Genomic DNA, 17,564 nt, shown 5'->3' with positions numbered 1-17,564 from the left:
CCTGCGCCGCCGCTGAGGGCGAAGCGGCGGCCCGCCGCTGCTGTCACACGGCCAGTGCCGGCTCGGGCGCTGCCGCAGGCGGCTGCGCTTCGATCACCCGCGCCAGCAGCGCGCCGCTGTAGCGCGCGGGCAGCGGAATCCACACGCGCACGGGGCTGCCCTGCGCCACCTGCACGGGCTGGCCTTCGACATTGCGCATTTCGTGCAGGCGCACGGTGGTGTTGCCGCTGGGGTGCACCACCTCGATCAGGTCGCCCACGGCAAAGTGGTTCTTGGTTTCCACCAGCACCCAGTCACCGTTCAGGCCCGCATCGGCCAGGCCCTCAATGCCCAGCACCTCGCCCACGTACTGGCTGCGCTGGGTGACGGAGTGGCCGCTGAGGTAGTTCTGGTAGTCGTTGCTGGGGCGGCGCTCCAGCAGGCCGCCGGTGTAGCCGCGGTTGGAGAGGCCTTCCAGCTCGATCAGCAGCTCGGGGTTGAAGGGGCGGCCGGCCACGGCGTCGTCAATGGCGCGGCGGTACACCTGCGCGGTGCGGGCCACGTAGTACAGGCTCTTGGTGCGGCCTTCGATCTTGAGCGAATCGACGCCGATCTGCGTGAGGCGCGCCACATGCTCCACCGCGCGCAGGTCCTTGCTGTTCATGATGTAGGTGCCGTGCTCGTCTTCCATGATGGGCATGAGCTGGCCGGGGCGGCCGGCCTCTTCGATCAGGTAGACCTTGTCGGCCTTGGGGTGGCGCTGTCCGCTGCCGGTGGTGGAGGCGAAGGCTTGCTCGGCCTTTTGCTGCGCGGCCTCGAAGTTGAAGTCGCCTTCCATCTTCTGCGCGATGGCTTCGCCGGTGGTGGGGTCGATGTCGGCGTCGTGCGTGGCGTAGTTCCAGCGGCAGGCGTTGGTGCAGGTGCCCTGGTTGGGGTCGCGGTGGTTGAAGTAGCCGCTGAGCAGACACCGGCCCGAGTACGCAATGCACAACGCGCCGTGCACGAACACTTCCAGCTCCATGTCGGGGCATTCCTGGCGGATTTTTTCGATCTCGTCCAGGGCGAGCTCGCGCGAGAGGATGATGCGCGACACACCCATCTTCTGCCAGAACTTCACCGTGGCCCAGTTGGTGGTGTTGGCCTGCACGGACAGGTGAATCTCCGTCTCCGGCCACTTCTCCTTCACCATCATGATGAGGCCGGGGTCGGCCATGATGAGCGCATCCGGCTTGCAGTCAATCACCGGCTCGATGTCGCGCAGGTAGGTGCGGATCTTGTCGTTGTGCGCAATCAGGTTGCTGGTGACGAAGAACTTCTTGCCGCGCGCGTGGGCCTCATCAATGCCTTGCTTGATCTGCTCCAGGCGGAACTCGTTGTTGCGGGCGCGCAGGCTGTAGCGCGGCTGGCCGGCGTACACCGCGTCGGCACCAAAGTCGTAGGCGGCGCGCATCTTGTCGAGCGAGCCGGCGGGCAGGAGGAGTTCGGGGGCTTTGAGGGTGGTCATGGAATACCTCTGAATCTGAATGAGGGCAGCATCAATCCACCCATATCCGTTCGGCCTGAGCCTGCCGAAGGCTGGCACCGGGCTTCGACAGGCTCAGCCTGAACGGTAGGGGGAATGCGGCCAGTGAAACCATGGCAGTCGGGGCGCGAAAACCTCAGCGCTGCATCAGCGGCAGGCCCGCGAGGGAACCCACGGCCTGCGGAAAGTCTTCGGCATCAAAAGCCTTGTCGCCCTCCGCATCGGCCACGCCATTGGGCACCAGGCCCTTGAAGTCAAACTGGCGCGGGTCCATGAAGTGCGAGGGCACCAGGTTGCGCAGCGCCACGGCCATGTTCTCGATGCGGCCGGGGTAGCGCTGCTGCCAGTCGCGCAGCATCTGGCCGATCTGCTTGCGCTGCAGGTTCTCCTGGCTGCCGCACAGGGTGCACGGAATGATGGGGAAGTTGCGAATCTCCGCCCAGCGCGCCAGGTCGTCCTCGGCCACATAGGCCAGCGGGCGGATGATGAGGTGGTCGCCCCGGTCGCTTTGCACCTTGGGCGGCATGCCCTTGAGCTTGCCGCCGAAGAACATGTTCAGGAAGAACGTTTGCAGCATGTCGTCGCGGTGGTGGCCCAGCGCGATCTTGGTGGCACCCAGCTCGTCCGCCACGCGGTAGAGGATGCCCCGGCGCAGGCGGCTGCAGAGGCTGCACATCGTCTTGCCCTCGGGGATGTGCTGCTTGACGACGCTGTAGGTGTCCTGCGTCTCGATGTGGAAGGGCACACCCACCTGGGCCAGATAGTCGGGCAGCACATGGGCCGGAAAGCCGGGCTGCTTCTGGTCGAGGTTGACGGCCACCAGCTCGAAGCGGTTGCCGTTGCGCTCCTGCAGCATCCGCAGCACGTCGAGCAGGCCGTAGCTGTCCTTGCCGCCCGACACGCACACCATCACCTTGTCGCCGTCTTCGATCAGGCCGAAGTCGGCGATGGCCTGGGCCACCTGGCGCACCAGGCGCTTTTCGAGCTTGGTGGCCTCGTGCGTTGATTTGCTATCTTTTGAATAGCTTTCAGCGCTTGCTACATCAGCGCTGGAGGCCAGTTTCATTCAAACCTCTGCGGGGTAGAACATCTGGCGCGTGGGCACGCCCTCCACCGCCTTGGCAATGGCGCCAATGTGGTCCGGCGTGGTGCCGCAGCAGCCGCCCACGATGTTGACCAGGCCCTCGGCGGCAAATTCGTGCACCAGGCGGCTGGTGACCTCGGGCGTTTCGTCGAAGCCGGTGTCGCTCATGGGGTTGGGCAGGCCGGCGTTGGGGTAGCAGCTGATGAAGGTGTCCTCGGCCACGCGGTTCAGCTCCTGGATGTAAGGGCGCATCAGCGTGGCGCCCAGGGCGCAATTGAGGCCGATGGCCAGCGGCCGCGCGTGGCGCACGCTGTGCCAGAAGGCGGTCACCGTCTGCCCGCTCAGGATGCGGCCGGAGGCATCCGTGACGGTGCCGCTGATGATGATGGGCAGGCGCTCGCCGCTCTTTTCAAAGAACTCGTCGATGGCGAACAGCGCGGCCTTGGCGTTCAAGGTGTCGAAGATGGTTTCGACCAGCAGCACGTCGGCGCCACCTTCGACCAGCGCCTCGGTCTGCTCGTAGTAGGCGGCGCGCAGGGTTTCAAAGTCGATGTTGCGCGCGCCGGGGTCGTTCACATCGGGGCTGATGCTGGCCGTCTTGGGCGTGGGGCCCAGGGCGCCGGCCACAAAGCGGGGGTGGTCGGGCGTGCTGAACTTGTCGCAGGCGGCGCGGGCCAGCTGGGCGGATTTCAGGTTCATCTCGCGCGCCAGATCGGCCATGCCGTAGTCCTCTTGCGCCACGGTGGTGGCGCCGAAGGTGTTGGTCTCGATCAGGTCGGCGCCGGCCGCCAGGTAGCGCTCGTGGATGTCGCGGATCACGTCGGGACGGGTGATGGACAGCAGCTCGTTGTTGCCCTTCACGTCGCGCGGAAAGTCCTTGAACCGATCGCCCGCGCCGTCGGGGCCGTCGTAGCCCTCGCCCCGGTACTGCGCCTCGCCCAGCTTGAAGCGCTGGATCATGGTGCCCATGGCGCCGTCGAGGATGACGATGCGACGGGCGAGGATGTCCGGGAGCTGCGCGGCGCGCGTGTAGTGGAGGGGTTGCATAGCCCGCTATTGTAGAAAGCCGGGCTGCGCGGGCGGGCCGGGCCACGGCGTGCCCGGCAGAGGCCTGGGGCTATCGCAGCTGCCGCAGGTAGTTCCACTCGAACGCGCGCTTGGCCCAGTGCAGCGCCTTCATGGGCGGCAGCATGAGATGCCGCGTGGGCGTGCGGTAGACCAGCGTGCCGCTGTCCAGCGCGTCCACGATGCAGGCCAGCTCGGCGCCGAAGGTGGCCTGGCCGGGTTCGCCGCGCAGGTCGGCCAGCAGGTTGGGCGCGGCGGCGCGGGCCTGCAGCTCGGCCATGTGGGCCTGCTTGGGCATCCATTCGGGGCCGGGGAAGCTGCCTGCGTCGCCCACCACGTACACGCGCGAGAGGCCCGGCACGCGGCAGTGCGCGTCGGCCTGCACCAGCCCGCCCGGCGAGCGCGGCAGGGGCGCATTGTCGAACCACAGGTTGCCGGTGAGGCCGGGCATGAACAGCGTGAGGTCGCTGGCGATCTCGCCGCCCTGGGTGACGACCTTGCCGGCTTCGAACCGGACCAGCGGATGCCCCAGGTGGGTGTGGATGCCGCGCCGGCCCATCTCGGCCAGCAGGTGCTGCACCACGCCCGGCCCCAGGCGCGCGCCGGGCTCCGCGGCCGGGCTGAAGAAGGTGAGCGTGAACCGCTCGCGCCGGCCCTCGCGCCGCAGCAGGGTGTCGATGCCGAACAGGAACTCGAAGATGGGCCCGCCGCGCATGGACTGCGGCTCCTGCGGGTTGCCCGCAAAACCCAGCGCCAGGGCGCCGCCGCCCAGGGCGCGCAGCCGGTCGCGGATCTGCTCGGCCGCGGCAATGCCTTCGCACGGCGTGCTCGCATGCTCGATGCCGGGCAGCTTGCGCAAAAAGCGGCCGCCCGTGGCGATGACCAGCGCGCTGTTGGGCACCGGGCCCGCGCTGGTCAGCACGGTGCGGCCGCCGTCGGCCAGGCCGGTGACCTCGGCCTGGACGTACTGCACGCCCATGCGCTCAAAGAACGGGGCGAGCGGCACCACCAGATCCGGCCCACGCCGCAGGCCCGCGGGAATCCAGATGATGCTGGGCAGGTAGTGGAATTCCGGCCGCGCGGCGATGACGGTGATGGCCGCATGGCGGTCGCGCTGGCGCAGCGCGCGCACGGTGGCCACGGCGCCAAAGCCGGTGCCGAGCACGCAGATGGGGTGGGATGCGGTCATGGCAGGCAACTCCAGGGGGTTGATCACGCGGTGGGGCGGCGCAAGGCCATGGCGTGCAGGGCTTCGTCGCGGCTGGCAGTGCCCAGCCAGGGGTGGTGCATGCGCTGGGTGAGCAGGTTGCTCACCGTCCACCCACCGCAGGAGTGGCCGGGGAACAGCAGCGTTTCGGGCGGATGGGGCAGCACGCGGGCCATGAGGCTTTCCCACAGCTGCGCGGGCGCTTCCACGCCGGGGGCTTCGGGGCACTGCAGCGGGCTGAGCACGCCGCCGCAAAACAGGCGGTCGCGCCACAGATAGCTGCGCCCGTGGTGCGTGTGGCCGGGCGTGGCCAGGCAGCGCAGGTGCTGCGCGCCAAACGGGAGCAGGTCGCCGTCGCGCAGCAGTGCCGGCGCGGGCCACGGCGCTGCGCGGTGCGGCTGGGGCCCGGCGGCGGCGTGGTGGGCATCTGTCTCGACGGTGGCCACGGCCCGCAGGCCGTGCTCGGCCAGCATGGCGTGGATCACGCTGGCATCGGCGGGCCGGGGGTCGATCAGCACCGCCTCGCGGGCCTCGAGGTCGGCCAGCAGGTAGGTCAGCAGGCCGCTGGAGTCGTCGTGGAGCATGCGGAAGTACATGGCGCAGCCTCAGAACGTGTGGACGATCTCAGCCCCACCAGCGGACGGCGGCGGCCAGCGCCAGGGCCAGCACGCAGGTCCAGCCGGAGAACAGTGCGCGCCACAGCCGGGCGCGGGGCACAAAGCCCACGCCGCGCACGAAGGCGGCCGACATGGCCAGGAACACGAGGCCGGCCAGCCGGTGGTCAGCGCCGCCGCCGGCCTGCGCCAGCAGGCGCGGGTCCAGCGTGGCCAGCACCATGATGGCCACGGCCGCCAGCAGGCAGGGCCAGTGGGTGGAGGCGGCGGGCGCCGCCGCAGCAGCGCCGGCAGCGGCGGGCGAATCGTGGGGTGGCCGCATGGCTTCAGCCCCCCTCGCGCTGCGCCAGCGACTGCTGGCGCGCGGCCTCGGTCTCGCCCCACATCGCGTTGAGGATGGCCAGCAGCACCGCAAAGCCGACGCCCAGAACCCATGCGAAATACCACATCGTGCAACTCCTTGAGGAAGGCCGTTTCGTTTGTTTTTCAGTAGGCCGCGTGATCGTGCTCGCGGATGTACGACTCGGTCACCTTGCCGCGCATGACGCGGTAGGCCCAGCTGGTGTACGTGACGATGAGCGGCATGAAGATCAGCGTGGCCCAGAACATGATGCCCAGCGTGAGGTGGCTGGAGACGCTGTCCCACACCGTGAGGCTGGAGGCCAGGTGCGTGCTGGAAGGCATGACGAACGGGAACATGCTGGCGCCGGCCGTGCCGATGACGCCCACCACCGCCAGCGACGACGCCACGAAGGCGCACAGCGTGCGGCGCGCGGCCAGCAAGGCCGCCGCGGCCAGCGCGCCGGCCACGCCCAGGGCCGGCAGCAGCCACAGGGCGGGCGCGGCGGCGTAGTTGGCCATCCACGCGCCGGCCTCGCGCACCACGGTCTTGGCCAGCGGGTCGGGCAGCGCCGCCGCCTGCACGGCCGACGTGATGCGGTAGCCCTCGATACCCTGCAGCCAGACGCCCGCGCCCACGAAGCCCAGCACCAGCACCAGGGCGGCGCCGATGCCGGCGGCCACCGTTCGGCGCTGGATCTGCGCCTCGGTGCGGTGGGCCAGGTAGGTGGCGCCCTGCAGGGTGATCATGGCGCTGCTGACCACGCCCGCCAGCAGCGCAAACGGGTTGAGCAGCGCCCAGAACGAGCCGCTGTAGGTGGGCATGAGGTAGTCGTCAAACAGGAAGGGCACGCCCTGCAGCAGGTTGCCAAAGGCCACGCCGAAGATCAGCGGAGGCACGGCGCCGCCGATGAACAGGCCCCAGTCCCAGGTGGAGCGCCACAGCGGGTGGTGGATCTTGCTGCGGTAGTCAAAGCCCACGGGCCGGAAGAACAGCGCCCACAGCACCGCCAGCATGGCCCAGTAGAAGCCGCTGAAGGCCGTGGCATACACCAGCGGCCAGGCGGCAAAGATGGCGCCGCCGCCGGTGATGAACCAGACCTGGTTGCCGTCCCAGTGCGGGCCCACGGTGTTGATGACCACGCGGCGCTCCACGTCGCTGCGGCCCACGAAGGGCAGCAGGGTGCCGACGCCCATGTCATGCCCGTCCATGATGGCGAAGCCGACGAGCAGCACGCCCACCAGCAGCCACCAGATCACCTTGAGGGTGGGGTAGTCCAACATTCTCGTTACTCCTCGGCAGGTTTCAGTGGGCGATGGCGGGGGCGGGTTCGTTGGCGTAGCGGCCGGTGCCCAGGCTGCCCGGGCCCATGCGCGCAAACTTGACCATCAGGAACATCTCCACCCCCAGCAGCACGGTGTAGAAGCCCACGAAGCCGGCCAGCGACCCATACAGGCTTTGCACGCTGAGGCTGGAGACGCTCAGGTGCGTGGGCAGCACGCCGTAGATCGTCCAGGGCTGGCGGCCGTACTCGGCCACGAACCAGCCCAGCTCGCACGCGAGCCAGGGCGCCGGCAGCATGGCGAGCGCCCAGCGCAGGAGCCAGCGCTTTTGCATGCAGGCGCCGCGCAGGGTGGACCAGAAGCTCAGCGCAAACAGCGCCAGCATCAGGAACCCCAGCCCCACCATCACGCGGAACGACCAGAACATGGGCGTGACGCGCGGCACGGTGCTGTCCACGGCCTGCTGGATCATCGCGGGCGTGGCCTGGCTGACATCGTTGGTGTACTTGCGCAGCAGCAGCCCGAAGCCCAGGTCGGCCTTGAGCGCATCGAAACGTTCCCGGGCCGCCACGTCGTCGCGGTGGGCGCGCAGCGTTTCCAGCGCCTTCACGGCGTCGATGCCGCGCACGATGCGCTCGCGGTTCTTGGCCTTGATGTCGTGGATGCCGGGGATCTGCTTGTCGACCGACCGCGTGCCGATGAGGCCCATCACATAGGGAATCTCGACCTCCCAGTCGTTCTTCTGCGCGGCCTCGTTGATGCCGGCGACGAGCTTGAGCCCCGCGGGCGCGGGCTCGGTCTCCCACATGGCCTCCAGGGCGGCCATCTTGGTCTGCTGGGCCTCGCCCACCGTGTAGCCCGATTCGTCGCCCAGCACGATCACGCTGAGCACCGAGGCCAGGCCAAAGGCCGACGCCACGCGGAAGCTGCGCTTGGCGAACTCCACGTCGCGGCCCTTGAGCAGGTACCACGCCGACACGCTGAGCACGAACATGGCGCCCGTCACATACCCGGCCGACACGGTGTGCACGAACTTGGCCTGGGCGTCCGGGTTGAACACCACGGCCCAGAAGTCCACCATCTCCATGCGCATGGTCTGGTAACTGAACTCCGCGCCCACGGGGTTCTGCATCCAGCCGTTGGCCACCAAAATCCACAGCGCCGACAGGTTGGTGCCGATGGCCATGAACACGGTCACCATCAGGTGCTGCGTGCGGCTGAGACGGTCCCAGCCGAAGAAGAACAGGCCGATGAAGGTGGACTCCAGGAAGAACGCCATCAGCCCTTCGATGGCCAGAGGCGCGCCGAAGATGTCGCCCACGTAGTGCGAGTAGTACGCCCAGTTGGTGCCGAACTGGAACTCCAGCGTGATGCCGGTGGTGACGCCCAGCGCAAAGTTGATGCCGAAGAGCTTGCCCCAGAAGCGGGTCATGTCCTTCCAGACGGTCTGGCCGGTCATCACGAACACGCTCTCCATGATGACCAGCAGCCAGACCATGCCCAGCGTGAGCGGCACAAACAGGAAGTGGTACATCGCCGTGGCCGCGAACTGCAGGCGCGACAGGTCCACCAGATTGTCGGAAATCACTGGGAAGCTCCTTCGGTAGAGACGACCGCCGCCGCGCCCGCCTGGCGTGCGGCGGCATCGGCGTCCACGGGCACCCGGGCATCGCGGACGAACACCCACCACAGCAGCACCAGCACCGCCAGCTTGATGAGCACGGCATGCATGAGGTAGCGCCAAAGGCGGCGGTCAATCGGGTTCATGGCCGGTGCTTTCCAAGTTCCGTGCCAGCGCACTGCCTGAGAAAAATCAAGGACTTAGCGGGGTGCCGGATGGCAGAGCTGCCATAATGGCAGTCATTCGCCGCCAAATTGGCAGCACCGTCTGCCAGGGAGTTGCCCCATGTCCGCCCCGCCGCCCGAGCTCGTTTCCTACCTGGAGAGCCTGCCGGTACCGCACATCCTCATCGACCCGCGCTACCGCATCCTGGCCGCCAACGCGGCCTACCGCCGCCAGTTCGGCACCGGCAGCTCCGTCATCGGGCGCACCTGCCACGAGGTCTCGCACCACTTCCAGCGGCCCTGCGACCAGTCGGGCGAGAGCTGCCCGATGGCGCTGGCCCGCCAGTCCGGGCAGCGCGAACGGGTGCTGCACCTGCACCACACGCCCGGCGGCGAGGCCTATGTGAACATCGAGCTCGTGCCCCTGGCCAATGCGCAGGGCGAGCAGGCGTTCTTCGTGGAGAAGATGGAGGAACTGCCGGGCGCCGAGGGCACGCACAGCCGCCCGGGCCTGGTGGGGCGCGCACCGCCCTTTCGCAAGATGCTGGAGCTGATCAGCCGCGTGGGGCCGTCCCGCGCCGCGGTGCTGCTGGTGGGCGAGTCGGGCACGGGCAAGGAGCTGGTGGCGCGCGCGATCCACGAGGCCAGCCCGCGCGCGCGGGGGCCGCTGGTGGTGGTGGAGTGCTCGTCGCTCACCGAGACGCTGTTCGAGAGCGAGCTGTTCGGCCACGAGAAAGGCGCCTTCACCGGCGCCACCAGCAGCAAGCCGGGGCTGGTGGAGTCGGCCAGCGGCGGCACGCTGTTCCTGGACGAGGTGGGCGACATCCCCCTGCCCATGCAGGTCAAGCTGCTGCGCCTGCTCGAAACCGGCACCTACCGCCGCGTGGGCAGCACCGCGCTGCGCCAGGCGGACATCCGCGTCGTGTCCGCCACCCACCGCGACCTGGCCGCGCTGGTGGCGGCCGGCCTGTTCCGCGAAGACCTGCTGCACCGGCTGGGCGTGTTTCCGCTGCGGCTGCCCCCGCTGCGCGAGCGGCTGGAGGATTTGCCCCTGCTCGTGCAGGCGCTGCTCGGCCGCGTGGCGCCCGACCGCGCGCTGGCCCTCAGCACCGAGGGCATGGCACTGCTGGCACGCCACCCGTTCACGGGCAACATCCGCGAACTGCGCAACGTGCTGGAACGGCTGACGCTGCTGTGCGAGGGCGATGTGGCCCCGGCCGCGCAGGTGGAGACGGCGCTGGCGGCCTCGCTGGTGCTGCGCGCGGGCTCCAGGGCCCCGGCTGCGTCCCCGGCGCTGCCGCCGGCCGCCGCACCCCGCACCCTGCACGCGGCCGAGACCGAGGCCTTCCTGGCCGCCGTGGCCCGCCACCAGGGCAGCAAGGCGGCGCTGGCCGCGCAGCTGGGCATCAGCGAGCGGTCGCTGTACCGGCGGCTCAAGGCGCTGCGGCTGGGCGGCGGCTCCAGCGCACAATAGGCGCTTTGCCAGCGTGCGGGCCCGGCCCCGCAGTTTTAAGCAAAAATGGCCTCCAGCGCCTTATAGACAAGCGCTGACAGCTATCAATTTCAGAGCATCCGTTTGTCCGCCCGTCCGTCCTCCTCCCCTTCGCCCGCCCACGCCGTCCTGCAGGACGTCTTTGGCTACGAGCAGTTCCGTGGCCCGCAGCAGGCCATCGTCGAGCACGTGATCGCAGGCGGCGATGCGCTGGTGCTCATGCCCACGGGGGGCGGCAAGTCGCTGTGCTACCAGGTGCCGGCCATCGTGCGCCAGCAGCAAGGGCGCGGCGTGGCGATCGTGGTGTCGCCGCTGATCGCGCTGATGCACGACCAGGTGGGCGCGCTGCACGAGGCGGGGGTGGAGGCGGCGTTTCTCAACTCCACGCTGAGCTACGACGAGGCGCGCGACGTGGAGCTGCGCCTGCAGACGGGCGGCATCACGCTGCTGTACGCGGCCCCCGAGCGGCTGAACACCCCGCGCTTCCTGGGCCTGCTGGACGACCTGTACCAGCAGGGCGTGCTCAGCCTCTTTGCCATCGACGAGGCGCATTGCGTGAGCCAGTGGGGCCACGACTTCCGGCCCGAGTACCGCGCGCTCACCGTGCTGCACGAGCGCTACCCCGGCGTGCCGCGCATCGCGCTCACGGCCACGGCCGATGCGCTGACGCGCGCCGACATCGTGGAGCGGCTGCAGCTGGAGGGCGCGCAGCACTTCGTGAGCAGCTTCGACCGGCCCAACATCCGCTACCGCATCGAAGAGAAGAAGGAGCCGCTGGCGCAGCTGCTGCGCTTCATCGAGCGCGAGCACCCGGACGACGCGGGCGTGGTGTACTGCCAGTCGCGCAAGCGCGTGGAGGAGATGTCAGCCGCGCTGGTGGACGCGGGCCTCAAGTCCCTGCCCTACCACGCGGGCCTGCCTGCCGAGGTGCGCCAGCAGAACCAGGACCGCTTCCTGCGCGAGGAAGGCATCGTGATGGTGGCGACCATCGCGTTCGGCATGGGCATCGACAAGCCCGACGTGCGCTTTGTGGCCCACGTGGACATGCCCAAGAACATCGAGGGCTACTACCAGGAGACGGGCCGCGCGGGCCGCGACGGGCTGAACGCCGACGCCTGGATGGCCTACGGCCTGCAGGACGTGGTGAACCAGCGCCGCATGATCGACGAGAGCCCTGCCAGCGAAGAGTTCAAGCAGGTGATGCGCGGCAAGCTCGATGCGCTGCTGGCCCTGGCCGAAGCCACGGACTGCCGGCGCGTGCGGCTGCTGGGCTACTTTGGCGAGCACTCCACGCCCTGCGGCAACTGCGACAACTGCCTGAATCCACCTGCCGTGTGGGACGGCACCGATGCCGCGCGCAAGCTGCTGTCCACCATCTACCGCGTGCAGCAGGCCAGCGGCCTGACCTTCGGCACCGGCCACATCATGGACATCGTGCGCGGCAAGGACACCGAGAAGGTGAAGCAGTTCGGGCACGACAAGCTGTCCACCTTCGGCGTGGGCAAGGATTATTCAGAACCCCAGCTGCGCGGCGTGCTGCGCCAGCTGCTGGCCACCGGGGCCGTGGGCTTGCAGAAGGTCATGCTGGAGAGCGGGCACAGCTTTGACACGCTGAGCCTGACCGAAGGCTCGCGCCCCGTGCTGCGCGGCGAGGTGCCGGTGCAGCTGCGCGAAGCCACCGCGGCCGCGCCGGCCAAGCGCAGCAGCACGCGCACCCGCAAGGGCAGCGCACCGCCCGCCGCCGCCAACCTGGGCCCGGACGCGCAGGTGCGCTTCATCAACCTCAAGGCCTGGCGCGCCGAGGTGGCACGCGAGCACAACCTGCCGGCCTACGTGATCTTCCACGACGCCACGCTGGCCGCCATTGCGGAGCGCGCGCCCACCACGCTGGACGACCTGCAGGGCATCAGCGGCATGGGGGCGAAGAAGCTGGAGGCCTACGGCGCCGACGTGCTGCGGGTGGTGCAGGGGTAACCGCCGGGGCGGCCGGCGGCGAAGGGGCCCGGCGCCGTGCCGGGCCGGGGTGCGGTCAGCACGGTCAACTCGGTCGCAAGGTCAGGGGGCCGTGCCCATCACCGCCAGCGCATAGCCGAAGTACTCGGGCACGCAGGCGGTGTGGCCGCTGGGCACCACGCTATTGCATTCGCGCAAGCTGACCGGCGCGCCGCCGCTGGCGCGCAGGGTGTCGTAGGCCGACACGGAGGCGGCAAACGGCACGGTGGCGTCGTCGCGGCCGTGGAACAGGTACACCGGCACGCTCGGCGTCCAGCCCCAGTGCACGCTGTTCTGCTCGCGCAGCGTCTCCTTGTCGTCGGCCAGGTAGGTGTCCAGGAAGCGCGCGTCGTAGCGCACGTCGGCATCGGCCGGCACCAGGGCGCGCAGCAGCAGGCGGCGCACTTCGTCACGCACGGTGGAGCCCAGGTGGCTTAGCGCGCCGGGGCTGAGCATCCAGCCCACGGCGGGGTACTCGTCGCGCACGCGCTCCAGCTGGGTGTCCAGGGTCACCTGCATGTCGAACGGGCCGGCCGCGGGCAGCGTGGCACGCAGCTGCGGCAGCAGCGGGCTGTGGGAGCGCTCCATCTCGCGGTGCGCGGCCATGGTGGCATAGCCGCCTTCGGAGTAGCCCAGCAGGTACAGCTGGCCGTTGTCGGCCACCTGCGCGGCGCGGCGCCACTGCTGGGCGGCATCCAGCATGTCGAGCACGGCGCGGGCCGTGGCCTGCGACTGCAGGTAGGGGTGGGCCGAGGCGTTGCTGTGCGCAAAGCCCACATAGTCCGCCGCGACGACGATGTAGCCCAGCGAGGCCAGCACCAGCGGCGGCTCGCTGGGCGCCAGGTTGAGCGAGGGCGCTTCCGCATTGGTGAACGTGGTGGCGTGCTGGTAGCCCAGCACCGGGCTGGCGGCGGCGCCTGCGGCCTTCTTGGGCACGGCCACGAGGCCGGAGGCTTCCACCAGGGCGCCGTCGGCGTCGCGCGTGAGGTAGGTCAGGCGGTAGGTGGCAACGCTGTAGCGCGGCTGCAGGGGCGGAATGCGGCCCGTGCCCGCGGCCACCGCGGCGGTGAAGGAGTCGACACCGATCTCGGACAGGCTCTGGGCCGACAGCAACTGCCCCTGCTGGCGGGGCGGCGTGGATGGCACGGACGGCCCGGATGGCGTGGAGGGTGTGGACGGCTCTGAAGGCACGGGCGTGGTCCCGCCACCCCCGTCGCTGCTGCTATCGCTGTCTCCGCCACCCCCGCCGCAGCCGGTCAGGGCCAACGCCAGCATCCCCAGGGCCAGGGGCATCGCGCGCCATTGCATGTGTTTTCTCCTTCACTCGACAGTGCGATGAGGATAAGGGCGCGCCCGCGCCGCGCAGGGCCTGGAAAAGATCGTTGACAGACAGCGGCTCACACCGCCGGTCCGCCGCGCACCACGGCCCCTGCCAGCCCGGGCAGGGCCTGGGCCACGCCCTGCTGCAGCGCCTGCCGGGCGGCGGGGGCGCTGCCGGGCAGGCGCGGGTCGGCACAGGGCTGCAGCACCCAGTCGCGCAGGCCCAGGTGGCGCAGCTCCGTGCCCAGGGCCTGCAGTTCCTCTTGCGGGAACAGGCCCGGGTGCCAGGTGGTGCGGCACTCGTGCGCCACGCCGCTGGCCAGCAGCAGCGCCAGCGACGCGCGCACCCGCTCACCGCTGCCGGGCGCGCCGGTGACGGCGGCCATGCGCGCCCAGGGCGCCTTCACGTCCAGCCCGACCCAGTCCAGCAGCGGCAGCGCCGCGGCCAGGCGCTCGGGGTACATGCCCCCGGTATGCAGCGCGGTGGCGAAGCCCAGGGCGCGCACCTGCGCCAGCGCATCGGGCAGGCCGGCCTGGGCCAGCGGCTCGCCGCCCGAGAAGACCACGCCGTCCAGCAGGCCGCGCCGCTGGCGCAGCAAGGCCAGCACGTCGCCCCAGCCCAGCGCGCCGGGCTGCGCGGCGTCCAGCAGGCCGGGGTTGTGGCAGTAGCCGCAGCGCCAGGGGCAGCCCTGGCAGAACACCACGGCCGCCAGCTTGCCGGGAAAGTCGATGGTGGTGAGCGGCGTCAGCCCGCCGATGCGCAAGGCCTCGGCCGGGGCGGAGCGTGCCATGCCCTAGCGGCCGCGCGCGGGCTCGGTGAAGAACTGGCGTTCGTGGTGCTCGCCCTGCTTGCCGGTGTTGAAGCTGGCCACGGGGCGGTGGTAGCCCATCACGCGGGTCCAGACTTCGCAGGGCTGGCGCTCGGCGTCGGTGAGCTGCACGGCGGCCAGGTCCGCGGACTCGGGAGTGGAAAGAGGACGCATGGAAAAACTCCTTGGGGTTGAAAATGCTTTTGTTTTGATAGCTTTCGGCGCTTGCCACGCAAGCGCCGAAAGCCTTTTTTGCTTAAAGACTTGTGTCAGGCCGCCAGGCGCCGCCGCTTGGCCTGCAGCCGCTCCTCGTCGCAGCGCGGGCAGAACTTGTGCTCGCCGGCCAAATAGCCGTGCGTGGGGCAGATGGAGAACGTGGGCGTGACGGTGATGTAGGGCAGGCGGAAGTTCGTGAGCGCCCGTTTCACCAGCTCGCGGCAGGCGGCGCCGCTGGAGATGCGCTCGCCCATGTACAGGTGCAGCACGGTGCCGCCGGTGTACTTGCCCTGCAGGGCCTCCTGCCGTTGCAGCGCCTCGAACGGGTCGTCGGTGAAGCCCACGGGCAGCTGCGACGAATTGGTGTAGTACGGCTGCTCGGCCGTGCCCGCCTGCAGGATGGCAGGCCAGCGCTTCTTGTCTTCCTTGGCGAAGCGGTAGGTGGTGCCTTCGGCGGGCGTGGCCTCCAGGTTGTAGAGGTGGCCGGTTTCTTCCTGGAACTGCGCCATGCGCTCGCGCACATGGTCCAGCAGCCGCAGCGCGAAGGCATGGCCCCAGTCGCTGGTGATGTCCTGCGCGCCGCCCGTGAAGTTGCGCACCATTTCGTTGATGCCGTTCACGCCCAGCGTGGAAAAGTGGTTGCGCAAGGTGCCCAGGTAGCGCTTGGTGTAGGGGAAGAGGCCGTCATCCATCAGGCGCTGGATGAGCTTGCGCTTGGTCTCCAGACTCTGCTTGCCCAGTTCGAGCAAGCGGTCCAGCGCGGTGAACAGACCCGCTTCGTCGCCCGCATGCAGGTAGCCCAGCCGCGCGCAGTTGATGGTCACCACGCCCAGGCTGCCCGTCTGCTCGGCGCTGCCGAACAGGCCGTTGCCGCGCTTCAAAAGCTCGCGCAAATCAAGCTGCAATCGGCAGCACATGGAGCGCACCATGTTCGGCTCCAGCTCGGAATTGATGAAGTTCTGGAAGTACGGCAGCCCGTACTTGGCCGTCATGTCGAAGAGCCGCTCTGCGTTCTCGCTCTCCCACGGAAAGTCCTGGGTGATGTTGTACGTGGGGATGGGAAAGGTGAACACGCGCCCCTTGGCGTCGCCGGTGGTCATCACGTCGATGTAGGCGCGGTTGATGAGGTCCATCTCGGCCTGCAGGTCGCCGTACGCAAAGGGCATCTCCTGCCCCGCGATCACGGGCACCTGCTCGCGCAGGTCTTCGGGGCAGGTCCAGTCGAAGGTGAGGTTGGTGAACGGCGTCTGCGTGCCCCAGCGCGAGGGCACGTTGAGGTTGTAGACCAGTTCCTGGATGCACTGGCGCACGGCGGCATAGTCCATGCCGTCCTTGCGCACGAAGGGCGCCATGTAGGTGTCGAACGACGAGAACGCCTGCGCGCCCGCCCACTCGTTCTGCAGCGTGCCCAGGAAGTTCACGATCTGCCCCACGGCCGAACTCATGTGCCTGGCCGGCCCGGCCTCCACCTTGCCCGGCACGCCGTTGAGCCCCTCGTGCAGCAGCGTGCGCAGCGACCAGCCAGCGCAGTAGCCGCTGAGCATGTCGAGGTCGTGGATGTGAATGTCGCCGCTGCGGTGCGCCTCGCCGATCTCGGGCGTGTACACGTGCGAGAGCCAGTAGTTGGCCGTGACCTTGCCCGCCACGTTCAGGATCAGCCCGCCCAGGGAGTAGCCCTGGTTGGCGTTGGCGTTCACGCGCCAGTCGGCGCGGGTGAGGTATTCGTTGATGGAGCTTTCCACGTGCACCAGCGCCTGGCGGTCGGCGCGCAGGGTGGCGTGCTGCTCGCGGTAGACGATATAGGCGCGCGCCGTGGCCAGGTGGTTGGCGGCGATCAGCGTCTGCTCGGCCACGTCCTGGATCTGCTCGATGGTGGGCGCCTCGCCATGGAAGCGGTGGATCAGCACCTTGGTCACCTGCGCGGCCAGCAGCTGCGCCTCGTCCTCGCCGTACTCGCCCGTGGCGGCACCGGCCCGCCGCAGCGCCGCGCGGATGCGGTCGGCATCAAAGGGAGCCCGTTGGCCGTTGCGGTCGATGACCTCGCGCGGCAGGCAGACAAGGGTGGACGCCATGGAAAAGCCCGATCTTCGTAAAACGGTTGAAAACACTACCTATGGTGTTCACGATACCCATCAAACACTATAGGTAGTTTGATCCCGCACAAACGCGCACCCCACGCGGGCAAAAAAAAACCGGCCCAGAAGGCCGGCAGAAGGAAGGTGCCGTCAGGCCCTACCGATGGATTCAGGCGAGCGTGCGCAAGGTGCTCAGGGGATGCGCGGGCCGCGGCCGCAGGGACCGAAGAGGCGCTTCAGGCGCAGTGGGCCGTCTCCTCCTCCTCGATGCGGGGATAGAAGTCGCGGTCCTCGCGCTGCATGCGTTCAAAGACGCGGCGCAGCACCGCATTGGCTTCTTCGCGGAAGCCCTGCGGATCGCGGCGCACGTTCTCGGCGGTGTTCCAGCGCCGCGCAAAGGCGTCGTAGGCGCTGGCGATGGACGCCATCTCGCTCTGGTACTGGCGGCCCATGCGCGCCAGGTCGGGATTGCCGCCCCGCTGCAGCGCGGGGTACAGCACCTGGTCTTCCACGGCCAGGTGCAGCTTGATGGTGCCGCTCATGGCCACGATGCCCTGGGCGATGGAGCCGGCATGGATTTCCACGCCCGCGTGGGCCAGCGCCCGCAGCGTGGCGATGCTGCGCAGGATGTCCGTGTGCTGGTGCTTGAATTTGTCGAGGTTCATAAGGAAAAGCGCGGTGCGGCGGTGAAGGGCTTTCGGGTATCGCAAGCCGCGGGCCAGCCGGCGTGCCCTTGCGAATCAAGGACTTGGCGCAGGGCAGGTGTTTTTCACCCCGCCAA

At 69.2% G+C, this 17,564-nt stretch carries 17 protein-coding genes; 2 read left to right on the top strand and 15 right to left on the bottom strand.

Features of this window, described 5'->3' with window-relative positions; all coding sequences use genetic code 11:
• Positions 1-43: 43 nt before the first annotated feature.
• The 10 genes from yegQ to cydP all read right to left on the bottom strand — a co-directional run bounded on the left by yegQ (position 44) and on the right by cydP (position 8,861).
• Positions 44-1,483, bottom strand: a complete 1,440-nt coding sequence (yegQ, locus tag ACOYR3_RS01625; protein WP_422844790.1) for a tRNA 5-hydroxyuridine modification protein YegQ — start codon at positions 1,481-1,483, stop codon at positions 44-46.
• Positions 1,484-1,637: 154 nt separating this feature from the next.
• Entirely contained in the window at positions 1,638-2,567 is a 930-nt protein-coding gene (gene ttcA / locus ACOYR3_RS01620; protein WP_422844789.1) for a tRNA 2-thiocytidine(32) synthetase TtcA, read from the bottom strand.
• Positions 2,568-3,632, bottom strand: a complete 1,065-nt coding sequence (locus tag ACOYR3_RS01615) for a homocysteine S-methyltransferase family protein (protein WP_422844788.1) — start codon at positions 3,630-3,632, stop codon at positions 2,568-2,570.
• A gap of 70 nt (positions 3,633-3,702) precedes the next feature.
• Positions 3,703-4,839, bottom strand: a complete 1,137-nt coding sequence (locus ACOYR3_RS01610; RefSeq protein ID WP_422844787.1) for an NAD(P)/FAD-dependent oxidoreductase — start codon at positions 4,837-4,839, stop codon at positions 3,703-3,705.
• 23 nt (positions 4,840-4,862) lie between these two features.
• On the bottom strand, positions 4,863-5,453 hold the full coding sequence (locus ACOYR3_RS01605) for a hypothetical protein (protein ID WP_422844786.1): 591 nt from the start codon (positions 5,451-5,453) through the stop codon (positions 4,863-4,865).
• A gap of 28 nt (positions 5,454-5,481) precedes the next feature.
• Positions 5,482-5,793: a cyd operon YbgE family protein gene (locus tag ACOYR3_RS01600; protein WP_422844785.1), complete on the bottom strand. Its 312-nt coding sequence runs from the start codon at positions 5,791-5,793 to the stop codon at positions 5,482-5,484.
• A 4-nt stretch (positions 5,794-5,797) separates the two neighbouring features.
• Positions 5,798-5,920, bottom strand: coding sequence for a cytochrome bd-I oxidase subunit CydX (gene cydX / locus ACOYR3_RS01595; protein WP_291487840.1), 123 nt, complete (start codon positions 5,918-5,920; stop codon positions 5,798-5,800).
• 37 nt (positions 5,921-5,957) lie between these two features.
• Positions 5,958-7,094 (bottom strand): cytochrome d ubiquinol oxidase subunit II, encoded by a 1,137-nt coding sequence (gene cydB, locus ACOYR3_RS01590; RefSeq protein WP_422844784.1) that lies wholly within the window; start codon positions 7,092-7,094, stop codon positions 5,958-5,960.
• Between the two features lie 22 nt (positions 7,095-7,116).
• On the bottom strand, positions 7,117-8,682 hold the full coding sequence (locus ACOYR3_RS01585; RefSeq protein ID WP_422844783.1) for a cytochrome ubiquinol oxidase subunit I: 1,566 nt from the start codon (positions 8,680-8,682) through the stop codon (positions 7,117-7,119).
• Positions 8,679-8,861: a cytochrome oxidase putative small subunit CydP gene (cydP, locus tag ACOYR3_RS01580; protein WP_422844782.1), complete on the bottom strand. Its 183-nt coding sequence runs from the start codon at positions 8,859-8,861 to the stop codon at positions 8,679-8,681. The genes ACOYR3_RS01585 and cydP overlap by 4 nt, the downstream gene beginning before the upstream one ends.
• A 139-nt stretch (positions 8,862-9,000) precedes the next feature.
• Between cydP and ACOYR3_RS01575 the strand changes: the two genes are divergently transcribed.
• Both ACOYR3_RS01575 and recQ read left to right on the top strand, forming a co-directional pair.
• Entirely contained in the window at positions 9,001-10,353 is a 1,353-nt protein-coding gene (locus tag ACOYR3_RS01575) for a sigma-54 interaction domain-containing protein (RefSeq protein ID WP_422844781.1), read from the top strand.
• 102 nt (positions 10,354-10,455) lie between these two features.
• The gene (recQ, locus tag ACOYR3_RS01570; RefSeq protein WP_422844780.1) at positions 10,456-12,345 is read left to right on the top strand and encodes a DNA helicase RecQ; all 1,890 of its coding nucleotides are present in this window, start codon (positions 10,456-10,458) and stop codon (positions 12,343-12,345) included.
• Between the two features lie 81 nt (positions 12,346-12,426).
• On the opposite strand, the gene ACOYR3_RS01565 is transcribed toward recQ, so the two are convergent.
• The 5 genes from ACOYR3_RS01565 to ACOYR3_RS01545 all read right to left on the bottom strand — a co-directional run bounded on the left by ACOYR3_RS01565 (position 12,427) and on the right by ACOYR3_RS01545 (position 17,448).
• Positions 12,427-13,671 (bottom strand): alpha/beta hydrolase family protein, encoded by a 1,245-nt coding sequence (locus ACOYR3_RS01565; RefSeq protein WP_422844779.1) that lies wholly within the window; start codon positions 13,669-13,671, stop codon positions 12,427-12,429.
• Between the two features lie 89 nt (positions 13,672-13,760).
• Positions 13,761-14,474 (bottom strand): anaerobic ribonucleoside-triphosphate reductase activating protein, encoded by a 714-nt coding sequence (locus ACOYR3_RS01560; RefSeq protein ID WP_291487830.1) that lies wholly within the window; start codon positions 14,472-14,474, stop codon positions 13,761-13,763.
• Between the two features lie 3 nt (positions 14,475-14,477).
• Entirely contained in the window at positions 14,478-14,666 is a 189-nt protein-coding gene (gene nrdD, locus ACOYR3_RS01555; protein ID WP_422844778.1) for an anaerobic ribonucleoside-triphosphate reductase, read from the bottom strand.
• 95 nt (positions 14,667-14,761) lie between these two features.
• The gene (locus ACOYR3_RS01550) at positions 14,762-16,780 is read right to left on the bottom strand and encodes a ribonucleoside triphosphate reductase (RefSeq protein WP_422844777.1); all 2,019 of its coding nucleotides are present in this window, start codon (positions 16,778-16,780) and stop codon (positions 14,762-14,764) included.
• Between the two features lie 239 nt (positions 16,781-17,019).
• Positions 17,020-17,448 (bottom strand): hemerythrin domain-containing protein, encoded by a 429-nt coding sequence (locus ACOYR3_RS01545; protein ID WP_291487825.1) that lies wholly within the window; start codon positions 17,446-17,448, stop codon positions 17,020-17,022.
• Between the last annotated feature and the right edge of the window lie 116 nt (positions 17,449-17,564).

This window comes from Acidovorax sp. M2(2025) (assembly GCF_049330835.1).
In the GTDB taxonomy this organism is placed as follows: Bacteria; Pseudomonadota; Gammaproteobacteria; order Burkholderiales; family Burkholderiaceae_C; genus Acidovorax.
The sequence above is the reverse complement of the archived record's forward strand: the minus strand, read 5'-3'. Positions and strand labels throughout refer to the sequence as shown.